This window comes from Weizmannia sp. FSL W8-0401, assembly GCF_038009125.1.
GTDB lineage: Bacteria > Bacillota > Bacilli > Bacillales > Bacillaceae_C > Weizmannia > Weizmannia coagulans.
Genome location: NZ_JBBPAG010000001.1, coordinates 143,854 through 157,929 on the forward strand (window position 1 = coordinate 143,854; position 14,076 = coordinate 157,929).

Here is a 14,076-nt window from a genome sequence, read left to right on the forward strand (position 1 = left end):
GAGGAAACAGGAATGCCAAAAGTAGCTCTATACAACCAAAACGGTTCCCAAGTCGGTGAAGTGGAATTAAACGACGCTGTATTCGGCATCGAACCGAATGAACATGTTTTATTTGAAGCGATCATCATGCAGAGGGCTTCGCTCCGCCAAGGTACCCACAAAGTAAAAGGCCGTTCTGAAGTACGCGGCGGCGGACGCAAACCATGGCGACAAAAAGGCACAGGCCGCGCACGCCAAGGATCGATCCGTTCCCCGCAATGGCGCGGAGGCGGTACGGTTTTCGGGCCTGTTCCACGCAGCTACAGCTACAAACTGCCGAAAAAAGTACGCCGTCTTGCGATTAAATCCGCTCTATCGTCAAAAGTAAAGGAAAACAATATTTTGGTTCTGGACGCATTAAGTTTTGATGCGCCAAAAACAAAAGATTTTATTGCTGTCCTGAAAAATTTGTCAGTGGATAAAAAAGCACTTGTTGTCACAGACGGATTGAACGAAAATGTGGTACTGTCCGCACGCAACATTCCGGGTGTTACGGTTGTTGAAGCAACAGGCGTAAATGTTTTGGATGTTGTAAACCATGATCAATTGATTATGACAAAATCCGCTGTTGAAAAAGTAGAGGAGGTGCTTGGTTAATGGATGCACGTGATGTTCTGAAGCGCCCCGTGATTACTGAACGTTCAATGGAATTGACAGCAGATAAGAAATATACATTTGAAGTTGATGTTAAAGCGAATAAAACAGAAATCAAAGATGCTGTGGAAGAGATTTTCGGCGTCAAAGTTGCGAAAGTGAACGTTGCGAACTATAAAGGCAAGTTCAAACGCATGGGCCGTTATACCGGCTATACAAACAAGCGCCGCAAAGCAGTTGTTACGTTAACAGCTGACAGCAAAGAAATTGAAATCTTTGAGGTTTAAATACGATCCATCAAACTTGAAGAGGAGGGAAAAAAATGGCGATCAAAAAATACAAACCAACCTCTAACGGGCGTCGCGGCATGACGGCTTTGGATTTTGCGGAGATCACGACGGATAAGCCTGAAAAAACACTGCTTGCTCCGCTTTCGAAAAAAGCAGGCCGCAACAACCAGGGGAAATTAACTGTTCGTCATCAGGGCGGCGGCCATAAGCGCCAATACCGGATTATCGACTTCAAACGCGATAAAGATGGTATACCAGGGCGCGTTGCCACAATCGAGTATGACCCGAACCGCTCATCTAATATTGCTTTGATTCACTATGTAGATGGTGAAAAACGGTACATCCTTGCACCAAAAAATTTAACTGTCGGCATGGAAGTGATGTCCGGGCCGGATGCAGACATTAAAGTCGGAAATGCACTTCCGCTTTCTGAAATTCCTGTTGGTACGGTCATCCATAACATTGAATTGAAACCAGGCAAAGGCGGCCAATTGATCCGTTCTGCTGGTACTTCAGCACAAGTGCTTGGTAAAGAAGGCAAATATGTGCTTGTCCGCCTGAATTCCGGCGAAGTGCGCATGATTCTTGCAACTTGCCGCGCAACGGTCGGCCAGGTTGGCAACGAACAGCACGAACTGGTCAACATCGGTAAAGCAGGCCGCAAACGCTGGATGGGTGTACGCCCGACTGTCCGCGGATCTGTTATGAACCCGAATGATCACCCGCACGGCGGTGGTGAAGGCCGCGCTCCGATCGGCCGTAAATCGCCAATGTCACCATGGGGCAAGCCGACACTTGGTTACAAAACGCGCAAGAAGAAAAATACTTCAGATAAATTTATTGTACGGCGCCGTAAAAAATAATGCTGTTGAACTACGGTTCGTAGCTTGAACCGTAGCTCTAATCAGGAAGGAGGACTATTCATGGGTCGCAGTCTGAAAAAAGGGCCTTTCGTTGACGATCACTTAATGGTGAAAGTGGAAAAATTGAACGAATCCAACAAGAAGCAAGTGATCAAAACGTGGTCACGCCGTTCGACGATTTTCCCTGCATTTGTCGGCCACACAATCGCTGTGTATGACGGCCGTAAACATGTTCCGGTATACATCACGGAAGATATGGTCGGCCATAAGCTCGGTGAGTTTGCTCCGACACGTACATTCAAAGGTCACGCCGGTGACGATAAGAAGACAAGACGCTAACGGGAGGAGGTATTCCAATGCAAGCAAAAGCTGTCGCGAAAACAGTCCGTATTGCTCCTCGTAAGGCACGCCTGGTAATTGATTTAATTCGAGGAAAGCAAGTAGGAGAAGCGCTTTCGATTTTGAAATTTACGCCAAAGGCTGCTTCGCCGGTTATTGAAAAAGTACTCAACTCTGCGATTGCGAACGCAGAACACAACTACGATATGGACGCAAACGACCTTGTTGTGGAAAAGGCTTATGTCGATGAAGGTCCTACACTGAAACGTTTCCGGCCGCGTGCAATGGGGCGCGCAAGCCAGATCAACAAACGCACGAGCCATATTACGATCGTAGTATCAGATCAAAAGGAGGGATAATTGGTGGGTCAAAAAGTAAATCCTATCGGTTTGCGAATCGGAGTGATTCGTGACTGGGAATCGAAATGGTACGCAGAAAAAGATTATGCCGATCTATTGCACGAAGACATTAAAATTCGTGAATATATCGCAAAGCGCCTCGCGGATGCTTCTGTTTCTGGCGTGGAAATTGAACGTGCTGCAAACCGTGTCAACATTACAATCCGCACGGCAAAACCGGGCATGGTGATTGGTAAAGGCGGTTCGGAAGTAGAAGCATTGCGTAAAGCACTGAATGCTTTAACAGGAAAAAGAGTCCACATTAACATTGTCGAAGTTAAAAAGGCAGATATTGATGCAAAACTTGTTGCGGAAAACATTGCCCGCCAGCTGGAGAACCGTGTTTCTTTCCGCCGTGCGCAAAAACAGGCGATCCAACGTGCGATGCGTGCCGGTGCAAAAGGAATCCGGACGCAGGTTTCAGGACGCCTGGGTGGTGCGGATATTGCCCGTGCAGAACATTACAGCGAAGGTACAGTTCCGCTTCATACGCTTCGTGCGGATATTGACTATGCCCATGCCGAAGCAGATACGACTTACGGAAAACTGGGCGTAAAAGTTTGGATTTACCGCGGGGAAATCCTTCCTGCCAAGAAAAAAACCGAGGAAGGGGGAAACTGATCATGTTGATGCCTAAACGTGTAAAATACCGCCGTGAACGCCGCGGAAAAATGCGCGGCCGTGCAAAAGGCGGCACTGAAGTTGCATTTGGCGAATATGGTTTGCAGGCTTTGGAAGCTTCCTGGATTACAAACCGCCAAATTGAAGCTGCCCGTATTGCGATGACACGTTATATGAAGCGTGGCGGTAAAGTATGGATAAAAATTTTCCCTCATAAACCATATACAGCAAAACCGCTTGAAGTCCGGATGGGTTCCGGTAAAGGTGCGCCTGAAGGTTGGGTGGCTGTTGTGAAACCGGGCAAGATTTTGTTTGAAATTGCCGGTGTTCCTGAAGAAGTCGCACGCGAAGCTTTGCGCCTTGCGTCCCACAAGCTGCCGATTAAATGCAAGTTCGTAAAACGTGAAGAAATTGGTGGTGAATCTAATGAAAGCTAAAGAAATTCGTGACTTAACCACTGCCGAAATTGAACAAAAAGTAAAGTCGCTGAAGGAAGAGCTGTTCAACCTTCGCTTCCAGCTTGCGACCGGACAATTAGAGAACACTGCCCGCATTCGTGAAGTTCGTAAATCGATTGCCCGCATGAAAACCGTCATTCGTGAAAGAGAAATTGGAATTACCAACCGATAATGGGAGGAGGTTCGCGATACATGAGTGAACGCAACCAACGCAAAGTATACACCGGCCGTGTCGTATCAGACAAAATGGATAAAACCGTTACTGTTCTTGTAGAAACTTACAAAAAACATTCTCTGTACGGCAAACGCGTAAAATACTCGAAAAAATTCAAGGCACATGATGAAAACAACGAAGCCAAAGTCGGCGATATCGTAAGAATCATGGAAACACGCCCGTTATCTGCTACAAAACGTTTCCGCCTGGTGGAAATCGTTGAAAAAGCAGTCATTATCTAATTTGTATCAGTTCGGATACGGTTGATTCCGAAGGGAGGTAAACGAGGATGATCCAACAAGAAACCCGTTTAAAAGTAGCTGACAACTCAGGTGCACGTGAAGTTTTGACGATTAAAGTATTGGGCGGATCCGGCCGGAAAACCGCGAATATCGGAGATGTCATCGTTGCTACGGTAAAACAAGCAACACCTGGAGGCGTTGTTAAAAAAGGTGATGTAGTGAAAGCTGTTGTGGTCCGTACAAAGAGCGGAGTGCGCCGCAGCGACGGTTCTTATATTCGTTTCGATGAAAATGCATGCGTCATTATCCGTGACGACAAGAGCCCTCGCGGCACGCGTATCTTCGGGCCTGTTGCACGTGAACTGCGCAACAACAATTTCATGAAAATCGTATCACTGGCTCCGGAAGTGCTTTAATCGATACAGTTTGTGACAATCAAGGAGGTGCGACTGTAATGCATGTCAAAAAAGGTGACAAGGTAATGGTGATCTCCGGCAAAGATAAAGGCAAAACCGGTACGATCCTTGCGGCATATCCGAAAAAAGACCGTGTGATTGTGGAAGGCGTGAACATTGTCAAAAAACACGCGAAACCTTCCCAGGCAAATCCACAGGGCGGTATTTTCGATATGGAAGCGCCCATTCACGTGTCCAATGTGATGCCGATTGATCCGAAAACAAATGAGCCGACACGTGTCGGATATGAAATAAGGGACGGCAAAAAAGTGCGTGTAGCAAAAAAATCCGGTGAAGTTTTAGATAAATAGTTGAACATGAAGGGAGGTACACGACATGAACCGCCTAAAAGAAAAATATGAAAAAGAAGTTATTCCTGCTTTAACAAGCAAGTTTCACTATACATCCGTTATGCAAGTGCCTAAAGTTGAAAAGATCGTGATCAACATGGGTGTTGGCGATGCTGTCCAAAACGCAAAAATGCTCGACAATGCAGTAGAAGAATTAACGTTGATTTCCGGCCAAAAACCGGTTGTGACAAGAGCGAAAAAATCGATCGCAGGTTTCCGCCTTCGTGAAGGGATGCCGATTGGCGCGAAAGTAACCCTCCGCGGCGAGCGCATGTACGAATTCCTCGATAAACTGATTTCAGTTTCGCTTCCGCGTGTGCGCGACTTCCACGGCGTATCGAAAAAATCATTTGACGGCCGCGGAAACTATACACTCGGCATTAAAGAGCAACTGATCTTCCCTGAAATTGATTACGATAAAGTCAGCAAAGTGCGCGGGATGGACATCGTCATTGTCACCACTGCGAACACGGACGAAGAATCACGTGAACTGTTAGGCCTGCTCGGAATGCCATTCCAAAAATAAAGCGGGCGCTAAAAAGGGAGGCGAAAACGTGGCTAAAAAATCAATGATTGCGAAACAAAAACGTGAACCGAAGTATAAAGTTCAGGCTTATACCCGGTGCGAACGATGCGGCCGACCGCATTCCGTCATTCGCAAATTTAAACTTTGCCGTATTTGTTTCCGCGAACTTGCATATAAAGGTCAAATTCCTGGCGTGAAAAAAGCCAGCTGGTAAAACTCGAATTTGGGAAGGAGGTAAAAGAAATGGTCATGACTGATCCGATTGCAGATTTGCTTACGCGTATCCGTAATGCAAATACAGTGCGTCATGAAAAATTGGAAGTCCCGGCTTCCAAGATTAAGAGAGAGATCGCCGAGATTTTGAAACGTGAAGGTTTCGTGCGTGATGTTGAATATATCGAGGATAACAAACAAGGGATTATCCGGATCTTCCTGAAATACGGCGCAAACAACGAACGCGTCATTACAGGGATCAAGCGCATCAGCAAACCGGGCCTGCGCGTATACGCAAAAGCAGGTGAAGTGCCGAAAGTGCTGAACGGGCTTGGCATCGCAATTGTTTCTACTTCTCAGGGCGTTTTAACCGACAAAGAAGCACGGAAAAACAATGTCGGCGGAGAAATTTTAGCATACGTTTGGTAATCATTTGACGTTGAACGGAGGTGTAAATTATGTCACGTATAGGAAAAAAACCGGTTGAAATTCCATCCGGCGTTACGGTAACCATTAACGGAGATACAGTTACGGTTAAAGGGCCTAAAGGTGAGCTGACCCGCAGCTTCAACCCTGATATTAACATTGCCGTAGAAGACAATATCATTCACGTAACACGCCCTTCAGACAGCAAAAACCACCGCGCTTTGCACGGAACGACCCGCGCACTGCTCGCAAACATGGTGGAAGGGGTGTCGAAAGGCTTTGAAAAATCTTTGGAACTGGTTGGGGTTGGATACCGCGCCCAAAAACAAGGCAAAAAACTCGTATTGAACGTCGGCTACTCCCATCCTGTTGAATTTGAACCGGAAGAAGGCCTGGAAGTCGAAGTGCCTTCCAATACAAAAATTGTCGTAAAAGGCGTAAGCAAAGAACGCGTCGGCGCATTTGCCGCCAACATCCGCGACGTCCGCCCGCCTGAACCTTATAAAGGCAAAGGGATTCGTTACGAAGGCGAATATGTACGCAGAAAAGAAGGTAAAACCGGTAAATAATGCCGCCTAGGATGAGAAAGGAGTGAATTCGATGATCACGAAGCCGGATAAAAATCAAGTACGCAAAAAAAGGCATGCACGCGTCCGCGCAAAATTAAGCGGAACGGCTGAACGTCCGCGCCTGAGTATCTATCGTTCCAACAAAAACATTTATGCCCAATTGATTGATGATGTAAATGGCGTCACACTGGCCAGCGCTTCCACGCTCGATAAAGAGTTGAGCCTTGAGTCAACCGGAAATGTGGAAGCTGCACAAAAGGTGGGCGAATTGATTGCAAAGCGCGCAGTGGAAAAAGGTATCAAAGAAGTTGTTTTTGACCGCGGCGGATATCTCTATCATGGCCGTATCAAAGCGCTTGCCGATGCAGCCCGTGAGAACGGATTACAATTTTAATCAAAAAGGAGGGGAAATTTTACATGCTACGTATTGACCCAAACAAACTTGAGTTAGAGGAACGTGTTGTTACGATTAACCGCGTTGCCAAAGTGGTAAAAGGAGGGCGCCGTTTCCGCTTTTCCGCACTTGTCGTTGTTGGCGACCGGAACGGACATGTCGGATTTGGAACCGGAAAAGCGCAGGAAGTGCCGGATGCGATCCGCAAAGCTGTTGAAGATGCGAAGAAAAATCTTGTAGAGGTACCGATTGCGGGCACAACGATTCCGCACGAAGTTGTTGGCCACTTCGGTGCAGGCAAAATCCTGCTGAAACCGGGTTCCCCTGGTACCGGTGTTATCGCCGGCGGCCCTGTCCGTGCGATCCTTGAGCTTGCGGGTATTGCGGATATTACGTCCAAATCGCTTGGTTCAAACACACCGATTAACATGATCCGTGCCACAATGGACGGCATTAAACAATTGAAGCGTGCGGATGAAGTTGCGAAACTGCGCAATAAATCTGTCGAAGAATTATTAGGTTAAGGAGGGAACGCTCATGGCAAAATTGAAAATCACCCTCACCCGCAGTGTCATCGGCCGCCCGCAGGATCAGCGCGATACGGTAAAAGCGCTCGGCCTGCGCAAAGTCAACCAGACTGTTGAGAAAGAAGACAATGCTGCAATTCGCGGCATGATCAATAAAGTGTCCCATCTTGTTTCTGTATCGGAACAATAATTTTTGATTTTAAGATAAGGAGGTGCAACCATGAAACTTCATGAATTAAAACCTGCAGAAGGATCTCGTAAAAAACGCAACCGTGTCGGCCGCGGTATTGGTTCCGGCAACGGAAAAACAGCCGGCAAAGGGCACAAAGGCCAAAACGCCCGTTCCGGCGGCGGTGTACGCCTCGGTTTTGAAGGCGGCCAAACCCCGTTGTTCCGCCGTTTGCCAAAACGCGGTTTTACGAACATTAACCGTAAAGAGTATGCCATTGTGAACCTGGACGTTTTAAACCGTTTTGAAGAAGGCACGGAAGTAACGCCTGCCCTTTTATTGGAAACAGGTGTGATCAGCAAGGAAAAATCGGGCGTAAAAGTGCTTGCAAACGGCAAACTCGAGAAAAAATTGACCGTAAAAGCACATAAATTCTCCTCTGCTGCCAAAGAAGCCATAGAAGCTGCTGGCGGTACAGCCGAGGTGATTTAATGTTCAAGACAATCGCCAATTTGATGCGTGTGGGTGAGATAAGAAATAAAATTATTTTCACCCTCCTCATGCTGGTTGTATTCCGCATAGGAGCCTTTATTCCTGTTCCTTATGTGGATGCTTCCGTATTGGAAGCCTCCACCCAAAACGGTTTAGTCGGCTTTCTAAACACTTTTGGGGGCGGTGCGCTGAAGAACTTTTCCATTTTTGCAATGGGCATTATGCCATATATCACATCTTCCATTATTGTGCAGCTCTTGCAAATGGATGTTGTGCCGAAGTTTGCCGAGTGGGCAAAACAGGGTGAAGTGGGGCGTCGTAAGCTGAGTGAGTTTACACGCTATTTTACGGTTATCCTGGCTTTAATTGAAGGCTTCGGCATGTCATATGGCTTTAATAATTTGGCGCAGGGGGCACTGATTACGAAGTCCGGTTTCTGGACGTATTTGATCATCGCACTGACGTTGACAGCCGGTACCACATTTTTGATGTGGCTCGGCGAACAAATTACGGCCAAAGGCGTAGGAAACGGGATTTCCATTTTGATTATGGCCGGCATTATTGCCGGGATTCCGACAGCCATCAACCAGATTTACGCACAGCAAATTGAAAATGCCGGTTCCCAGCTGTTTTTGAAGATTGTTTTGCTGGCTTTTCTTGCATTGATCATTCTGGCCATTGTGGTCGGAGTCATCTATTTCCAGCAGGCATCGAGAAAGATACCGGTCCAGTATGCCCAGCACATTTCCGGCAGGGCAACAACCGGCAGGCAGTCAACGCATTTGCCTTTAAAGGTCAATGCTGCCGGGGTCATTCCGGTTATCTTTGCGATTTCGTTCATTATTGCGCCGCAGACGATTGCTTCGTTTTTCGGTTCCAGCAGTGTGGCAAGCAACATCCAGTATATTTTTGACTATACAAAACCGGTCGGAGCTTTGATTTATGTGGCGTTGATTATCGCTTTTTCGTACTTTTATGCATTCGTACAAGTCAATCCGGAGCAGCTTGCCGACAATTTAAAGAAACAAGGCGGCTATATTCCGGGGATCCGCCCGGGCAAAAACACACAGCAATATGTCACTTCGGTTTTATACCGGCTGACATTCGTCGGTTCAATCTTTCTTGCTGTGATTGCCATTCTGCCTGTCATTTTCACGAATGTCATCGGGCTCCCGACTTCCGCCAGAATCGGCGGCACAAGCCTGCTCGTTGTGATCGGGGTTGCGCTTGAAACGATGCTGCAACTGGAAGCACAGCTTGTTAAACGCCATTACAGAGGCTTTATCAAATAAAAATGGTTTTGCACTTGAAACCATGTCAGGAATAAGGGGGCTGTACGATGAATTTAGTGTTAATGGGCCTTCCCGGAGCCGGTAAAGGGACTCAAGCCGAAAAAATCATTGATAAGTATGCCATTCCTCACATTTCCACCGGAGACATGTTCCGGGCGGCGATAAAGGAAGAAACGGAGCTGGGGCTTAAAGCCAAGTCCTTTATGGACAAAGGCGAACTGGTCCCTGATGAAGTAACGATCGGGATCGTGCGCGAACGGTTAAGCAAGGATGACTGCAAAAATGGCTTCCTGCTTGACGGTTTCCCGCGGACGGTTGCCCAGGCAGAAGCTTTGGAAAATATTTTAAGCAGCCTTGGCAAACGGCTTGATTATGTTATCAACATAGAGGTGGACCGGAAGATTCTGACAGAGCGGCTGACCGGTCGGAGAATTTGTGAAAATTGCGGTGCGACTTACCATCTCGTGTTTAATCCGCCAAAAACGGAGGGCGTTTGCGACAAATGCGGCGGCCCGCTGTATCAACGGCCGGATGACAACGCAGAAACTGTCGGGAACCGGCTCGATGTCAATATGAAGCAAACCCGGCCGCTGCTGGACTTTTATGAGGAAAAAGGCTATTTGCGGAATGTAAACGGCCAGCAGGATATTCATCAAGTTTTTGCGGATATCGATCAATTGCTGGGCCAACTGGGTTAAACGTGAACGACTTGGTGAATTCATGAGAGCCGCAATCACGTTGGATGGAAACCACCTTTGGAAGTTTTATCCGGACGGCTTTTCGGCTGTGTCCTGACGGTAAAAAACTTTTCAAGTTTGATGCAATTTCCGCTTAAAAAGGTTATAATGGTTTTCGTGGCATTTTCACCGCTGGATATTTCACGGGTGAAATGACGGCTCTGTTTTATTGGCGATTTGCTTCATCCGTTAACTTGTAATCAATAGATGAGGAAGGCGGCTTCCGTTGTCAGGATTGCCAGTAAGCGCCATTCGAACGTCTCTCATGCAATTCAATTCTGTGCAAATGGCTTTCGTTCGTTCACATGTATGCCGGACATGGGATTGGTCAAGACTGACATGAAAGAACCATGTAACCTTGGGAACGTTTATCAGCTCCTGCCGGCCCCCCGGATCAGCCGGTTTACGTGAATATGCAGCAGGCCGGCCGCTTCCTGAAGCGGGAGTTTTGGCGAGCCTAATCGTTTTAAGGTTTTGGAAAAGTATCATTGCCAGGTCCTAAATGTTAGGAGGAGGGAGAATAGTTCGATGGCGAAAGATGACGTTATTGAAGTTGAGGGCATTGTAAGCGAAACTTTGCCGAATGCCATGTTTAAGGTAGAATTAGAAAATGGTCACACTGTTCTTGCACATGTGTCGGGTAAAATCCGGATGAACTTTATCCGCATTTTACCGGGCGATAAAGTAACAGTTGAACTGTCCCCATATGATTTGACCCGCGGTAGAATTACGTACCGGTTTAAATAATGTAGATACACGGCTTTTTCGGTGAAACGGAAAGTCTGCCCGGGGAATCTGTCTGGATAAAGGGTACCGGGCCTGTACTCCGTATATTAAGGAGGGTAAACCATGAAAGTTAGACCATCTGTGAAGCCGATCTGCGAAAAATGCAAGGTTATCCGCAGAAAAGGCAAAGTAATGGTAATCTGTGAAAATCCGAAACACAAACAAAAACAAGGATAAATTTGAAGGAGGTGCACCTGTATGGCTCGTATTGCCGGTGTTGACATTCCACGTGATAAACGTGTTGTTATTTCTTTAACATACATTTACGGAATCGGTAAATCAACTGCACAAAAAATTCTTGCTGAGGCCGGAATTTCTGAAGATACACGCGTCCGCGACTTAACAGAGGATGAAGTAAACAAAATCCGTGATATCGTGGACAGGCTGAAAGTAGAAGGGGATCTTCGCCGCGAAGTTTCCTTGAACATTAAACGCCTGATGGAAATCGGATCCTACAGAGGTCTCCGCCACCGCCGCGGTCTTCCTGTTCGCGGGCAAAACACGAAAAACAATGCCCGTACACGCAAAGGCCCGCGTAAAACGGTTGCCGGTAAGAAGAAATAATAAGCAAAGGAGGTTGTTCATATGGCACGCAGAACAAATACGCGCAAACGCCGCGTAAGAAAGAATATTGAATCAGGTGTCGCTCATATTCGTTCCACTTTTAACAATACAATCGTTACGATCACGGATGTGCATGGGAATGCTGTTGCATGGTCCAGTGCCGGTGCGCTCGGCTTCAAAGGTTCTCGTAAATCAACGCCGTTTGCTGCACAAATGGCTGCTGAAACAGCCGCGAAAGCATCGATGGAACATGGGATGAAGTCTTTGGAAGTAACTGTAAAAGGACCTGGCGCAGGCCGTGAAGCCGCTATCCGTGCCCTGCAGGCTGCCGGGCTTGAAGTTACAGCCATTAAAGACGTAACACCTGTGCCGCATAATGGTTGCCGCCCGCCAAAACGTCGCCGTGTCTGATTTTTTTGTATAGATTTTGTATCCTTGTCTATAATGGGATATGATGCATAATCTGCAAAAAAATGATTTGAATGATCCAGTTGTTATGCATAATAGGGAATTTTGCATGGGGAATTTCGAATAGGGCTCTTTCTGGGGTGCTATACGGGGTTTCGACGTTTTGAAGGAGGGTTAATTTGAATGATTGAAATTGAAAAGCCAAAAATTGAAACGGTTGAGGTCAGCGATGACGCTACTTATGGCAAGTTCGTCGTAGAACCGCTTGAGCGTGGATATGGTACTACTTTGGGTAACTCCTTACGTCGTATCCTATTATCTTCACTCCCGGGTGCCGCTGTCACATCCATCCAAATCGATGGCGTGATGCACGAATTCTCGACAGTCGAAGGCGTTGTTGAAGATGTGACCAGCATTATTTTGAACCTCAAAAAGCTGGCTTTGAAAATCTACTCCGATGAGGAAAAAACGCTTGAGATTGATGTACAGGGAGAAGGCGCTGTGACAGCAGCCGATATTACGCATGACAGCGATGTGGAGATTTTAAATCCGGATCTCTATATTGCGACGGTTGCCGAAAACGGGCATTTGCGTATGCGCATGACTGCCAACCAAGGCCGCGGCTATGTTCCTGCTGATCAAAATAAGCGGGAAGACCATCCAATTGGTGTCATTCCAATAGATTCTATTTATACCCCGGTTCAACGCGTGAGCTACCAGGTCGAAAATACCCGGGTAGGGCAAGTCAGCAATTATGATAAGCTCTCACTGGATGTCACGACTGACGGCAGCATCGGCCCGAAAGAAGCAATTGCTTTAGGCGCCAAAATTTTAACCGAGCATTTGAACATCTTCGTCGGACTGACGGATGAAGCACAAAATGCGGAAATTATGGTGGAAAAAGAAGAAGACCAGAAAGAAAAAGTGCTTGAAATGACAATTGAGGAACTTGATCTTTCAGTCCGTTCTTATAACTGCCTGAAACGTGCCGGCATCAATACCGTTCAGGAACTGGCCAACAAAACGGAAGAAGATATGATGAAAGTCCGGAATCTTGGCCGCAAGTCCCTTGAAGAAGTCAAAGCAAAGCTCGAAGATTTGGGCTTGGGTTTGCGCAAAGACGACTGAGCCGGTTAGAAGGCAAAGCGATTAATCCAACATAAGGGAGGGAACTTCATGCCTTACAGAAAGTTAGGACGCACAAGCGCCCAACGTAAAGCATTACTGCGCGATTTGGCAACAGACCTTATCATTAATGAACGCATCGAAACAACTGAAGCACGCGCAAAAGAATTACGCTCGGTTGTTGAAAAATTAGTTACGCTTGGAAAACGCGGTGATCTTCATGCCCGCCGCCAGGCTGCTGCATATGTACGCCATGAAACAGCTGACGCAGAAACAAAACAGGATGCTGTTCAAAAATTATTCTCGGTCATTGCAGAACGTTACGCGGATCGCCAGGGCGGTTACACCCGCATCTTGAAAGTAGGCCCGCGCCGCGGGGATGGTGCGCCGGTTGCGATTATTGAATTCGTTGAAAAGAAAGAGCAAGAGCAAGAGCAAGACCAAGAGCAAGTAAACGAATGATTTTCTCAAGGGCTGGACAGTTGAAAGAATCTTAACTGCTTCTTTGCCCTTTTTCTATCTTTTTTCGGTTCGTCATCGCAGGCTTGCAGCTAGAGGGCAGCCTGTGTTTATGAAACCTTTTCTTTTATGCGTGATGCAACAAACTGTGAGTGTTACGATGGGCGCATTTTGTGGCCCGTCTAGCTCTTGCACCCCTTTTTATTTCTGTACGCCGGATTGTTAACGTCTACACTGAAGAGGGGTGCAGGCTTTTTTATTATGGGGATATTTTACCCGCCAAACTGCACGACAATACGGTAGAATATAAATACAAGCAAACAGGCGAAACATTGGCATCGTCGTTCGTGAGATAAACCGTTTTTAAACGGGCTGTTGCCGGCGCAGGGGCAGGCGCATGAAGGCTGCCCCTGCTGCAACTTTAAGGCGCCGCCATCAGGATGAAAATGATGCTGAAGAGGATGAAGAAGGATTGCTTGGCATGTTTGAACCGTGCAAAGAAAGCAGGTTACAGAGGAGGAATCCG

Annotated in this window: 27 protein-coding genes; all 27 read left to right on the plus strand. The window is 47.0% G+C overall.

Features of this window, described 5'->3' with window-relative positions; translation table 11 throughout:
- Nucleotides 1-12 precede the first annotated feature (12 nt).
- The 27 genes from rplD (at nt 13) to rplQ (ending at nt 13,553) form a co-directional block, all read left to right on the plus strand.
- Nucleotides 13-636 carry a 50S ribosomal protein L4 gene (rplD, locus tag NSU00_RS00715; protein ID WP_013858080.1) on the plus strand — a complete coding sequence of 208 codons (624 nt, stop codon included), beginning with the start codon at nt 13-15 and terminating at the stop codon, nt 634-636.
- Nucleotides 636-920, plus strand: coding sequence for a 50S ribosomal protein L23 (gene rplW / locus NSU00_RS00720; protein ID WP_017554006.1), 285 nt, complete (start codon nt 636-638; stop codon nt 918-920). The genes rplD and rplW overlap by 1 nt, the downstream gene beginning before the upstream one ends.
- Nucleotides 921-955: 35 nt before the next feature.
- The gene (gene rplB, locus NSU00_RS00725; RefSeq protein WP_071452227.1) at nt 956-1,786 is read left to right on the plus strand and encodes a 50S ribosomal protein L2; all 831 of its coding nucleotides are present in this window, start codon (nt 956-958) and stop codon (nt 1,784-1,786) included.
- Nucleotides 1,787-1,846: 60 nt separating this feature from the next.
- Nucleotides 1,847-2,125: a 30S ribosomal protein S19 gene (rpsS, locus tag NSU00_RS00730; RefSeq protein ID WP_013858083.1), complete on the plus strand. Its 279-nt coding sequence runs from the start codon at nt 1,847-1,849 to the stop codon at nt 2,123-2,125.
- Nucleotides 2,126-2,142: 17 nt separating this feature from the next.
- On the plus strand, nt 2,143-2,484 hold the full coding sequence (gene rplV / locus NSU00_RS00735; protein WP_013858084.1) for a 50S ribosomal protein L22: 342 nt from the start codon (nt 2,143-2,145) through the stop codon (nt 2,482-2,484).
- 3 nt (nt 2,485-2,487) lie between these two features.
- On the plus strand, nt 2,488-3,144 hold the full coding sequence (gene rpsC, locus NSU00_RS00740; protein ID WP_026104594.1) for a 30S ribosomal protein S3: 657 nt from the start codon (nt 2,488-2,490) through the stop codon (nt 3,142-3,144).
- Between the two features lie 2 nt (nt 3,145-3,146).
- Nucleotides 3,147-3,581 (plus strand): 50S ribosomal protein L16, encoded by a 435-nt coding sequence (gene rplP, locus NSU00_RS00745; protein ID WP_340702168.1) that lies wholly within the window; start codon nt 3,147-3,149, stop codon nt 3,579-3,581.
- Nucleotides 3,571-3,774 carry a 50S ribosomal protein L29 gene (gene rpmC / locus NSU00_RS00750; RefSeq protein WP_340702169.1) on the plus strand — a complete coding sequence of 68 codons (204 nt, stop codon included), beginning with the start codon at nt 3,571-3,573 and terminating at the stop codon, nt 3,772-3,774. Before rplP ends, rpmC begins: the two co-directional genes overlap by 11 nt.
- A gap of 20 nt (nt 3,775-3,794) precedes the next feature.
- Nucleotides 3,795-4,058, plus strand: a complete 264-nt coding sequence (gene rpsQ / locus NSU00_RS00755) for a 30S ribosomal protein S17 (protein ID WP_013858088.1) — start codon at nt 3,795-3,797, stop codon at nt 4,056-4,058.
- 47 nt (nt 4,059-4,105) lie between these two features.
- Entirely contained in the window at nt 4,106-4,474 is a 369-nt protein-coding gene (gene rplN / locus NSU00_RS00760; protein WP_013858089.1) for a 50S ribosomal protein L14, read from the plus strand.
- A 38-nt stretch (nt 4,475-4,512) separates the two neighbouring features.
- On the plus strand, nt 4,513-4,824 hold the full coding sequence (gene rplX, locus NSU00_RS00765) for a 50S ribosomal protein L24 (protein WP_013858090.1): 312 nt from the start codon (nt 4,513-4,515) through the stop codon (nt 4,822-4,824).
- Between the two features lie 25 nt (nt 4,825-4,849).
- The gene (gene rplE / locus NSU00_RS00770) at nt 4,850-5,389 is read left to right on the plus strand and encodes a 50S ribosomal protein L5 (RefSeq protein ID WP_013858091.1); all 540 of its coding nucleotides are present in this window, start codon (nt 4,850-4,852) and stop codon (nt 5,387-5,389) included.
- A 28-nt stretch (nt 5,390-5,417) separates the two neighbouring features.
- On the plus strand, nt 5,418-5,603 hold the full coding sequence (locus tag NSU00_RS00775; RefSeq protein WP_014096494.1) for a type Z 30S ribosomal protein S14: 186 nt from the start codon (nt 5,418-5,420) through the stop codon (nt 5,601-5,603).
- 29 nt (nt 5,604-5,632) lie between these two features.
- Nucleotides 5,633-6,031, plus strand: a complete 399-nt coding sequence (rpsH, locus tag NSU00_RS00780; RefSeq protein WP_013858092.1) for a 30S ribosomal protein S8 — start codon at nt 5,633-5,635, stop codon at nt 6,029-6,031.
- Between the two features lie 29 nt (nt 6,032-6,060).
- Nucleotides 6,061-6,597 carry a 50S ribosomal protein L6 gene (rplF, locus tag NSU00_RS00785; RefSeq protein WP_017554010.1) on the plus strand — a complete coding sequence of 179 codons (537 nt, stop codon included), beginning with the start codon at nt 6,061-6,063 and terminating at the stop codon, nt 6,595-6,597.
- Between the two features lie 31 nt (nt 6,598-6,628).
- Nucleotides 6,629-6,991, plus strand: a complete 363-nt coding sequence (gene rplR, locus NSU00_RS00790; RefSeq protein WP_340703156.1) for a 50S ribosomal protein L18 — start codon at nt 6,629-6,631, stop codon at nt 6,989-6,991.
- Between the two features lie 23 nt (nt 6,992-7,014).
- Nucleotides 7,015-7,515, plus strand: coding sequence for a 30S ribosomal protein S5 (gene rpsE / locus NSU00_RS00795; RefSeq protein ID WP_013858095.1), 501 nt, complete (start codon nt 7,015-7,017; stop codon nt 7,513-7,515).
- Nucleotides 7,516-7,528: 13 nt separating this feature from the next.
- On the plus strand, nt 7,529-7,708 hold the full coding sequence (gene rpmD, locus NSU00_RS00800) for a 50S ribosomal protein L30 (RefSeq protein ID WP_013858096.1): 180 nt from the start codon (nt 7,529-7,531) through the stop codon (nt 7,706-7,708).
- A 30-nt stretch (nt 7,709-7,738) separates the two neighbouring features.
- Nucleotides 7,739-8,179 (plus strand): 50S ribosomal protein L15, encoded by a 441-nt coding sequence (gene rplO / locus NSU00_RS00805; RefSeq protein WP_340702171.1) that lies wholly within the window; start codon nt 7,739-7,741, stop codon nt 8,177-8,179.
- Nucleotides 8,179-9,471, plus strand: a complete 1,293-nt coding sequence (gene secY / locus NSU00_RS00810) for a preprotein translocase subunit SecY (protein WP_340702172.1) — start codon at nt 8,179-8,181, stop codon at nt 9,469-9,471. Before rplO ends, secY begins: the two co-directional genes overlap by 1 nt.
- Before the next feature lie 47 nt (nt 9,472-9,518).
- Complete coding sequence (locus NSU00_RS00815) at nt 9,519-10,169, plus strand: adenylate kinase (RefSeq protein WP_340702173.1); 651 nt, start codon at nt 9,519-9,521, stop codon at nt 10,167-10,169.
- Between the two features lie 567 nt (nt 10,170-10,736).
- Entirely contained in the window at nt 10,737-10,955 is a 219-nt protein-coding gene (gene infA, locus NSU00_RS00820) for a translation initiation factor IF-1 (RefSeq protein WP_013858101.1), read from the plus strand.
- Nucleotides 10,956-11,057: 102 nt separating this feature from the next.
- On the plus strand, nt 11,058-11,171 hold the full coding sequence (gene rpmJ, locus NSU00_RS00825) for a 50S ribosomal protein L36 (RefSeq protein ID WP_003156543.1): 114 nt from the start codon (nt 11,058-11,060) through the stop codon (nt 11,169-11,171).
- 21 nt (nt 11,172-11,192) lie between these two features.
- Complete coding sequence (rpsM, locus tag NSU00_RS00830) at nt 11,193-11,558, plus strand: 30S ribosomal protein S13 (protein ID WP_013858102.1); 366 nt, start codon at nt 11,193-11,195, stop codon at nt 11,556-11,558.
- A 21-nt stretch (nt 11,559-11,579) separates the two neighbouring features.
- On the plus strand, nt 11,580-11,969 hold the full coding sequence (rpsK, locus tag NSU00_RS00835; RefSeq protein WP_013858103.1) for a 30S ribosomal protein S11: 390 nt from the start codon (nt 11,580-11,582) through the stop codon (nt 11,967-11,969).
- A gap of 180 nt (nt 11,970-12,149) precedes the next feature.
- On the plus strand, nt 12,150-13,094 hold the full coding sequence (locus tag NSU00_RS00840) for a DNA-directed RNA polymerase subunit alpha (RefSeq protein WP_017554014.1): 945 nt from the start codon (nt 12,150-12,152) through the stop codon (nt 13,092-13,094).
- Nucleotides 13,095-13,142: 48 nt separating this feature from the next.
- Nucleotides 13,143-13,553, plus strand: coding sequence for a 50S ribosomal protein L17 (gene rplQ, locus NSU00_RS00845; protein ID WP_029141994.1), 411 nt, complete (start codon nt 13,143-13,145; stop codon nt 13,551-13,553).
- Nucleotides 13,554-14,076: the final 523 nt, after the last annotated feature.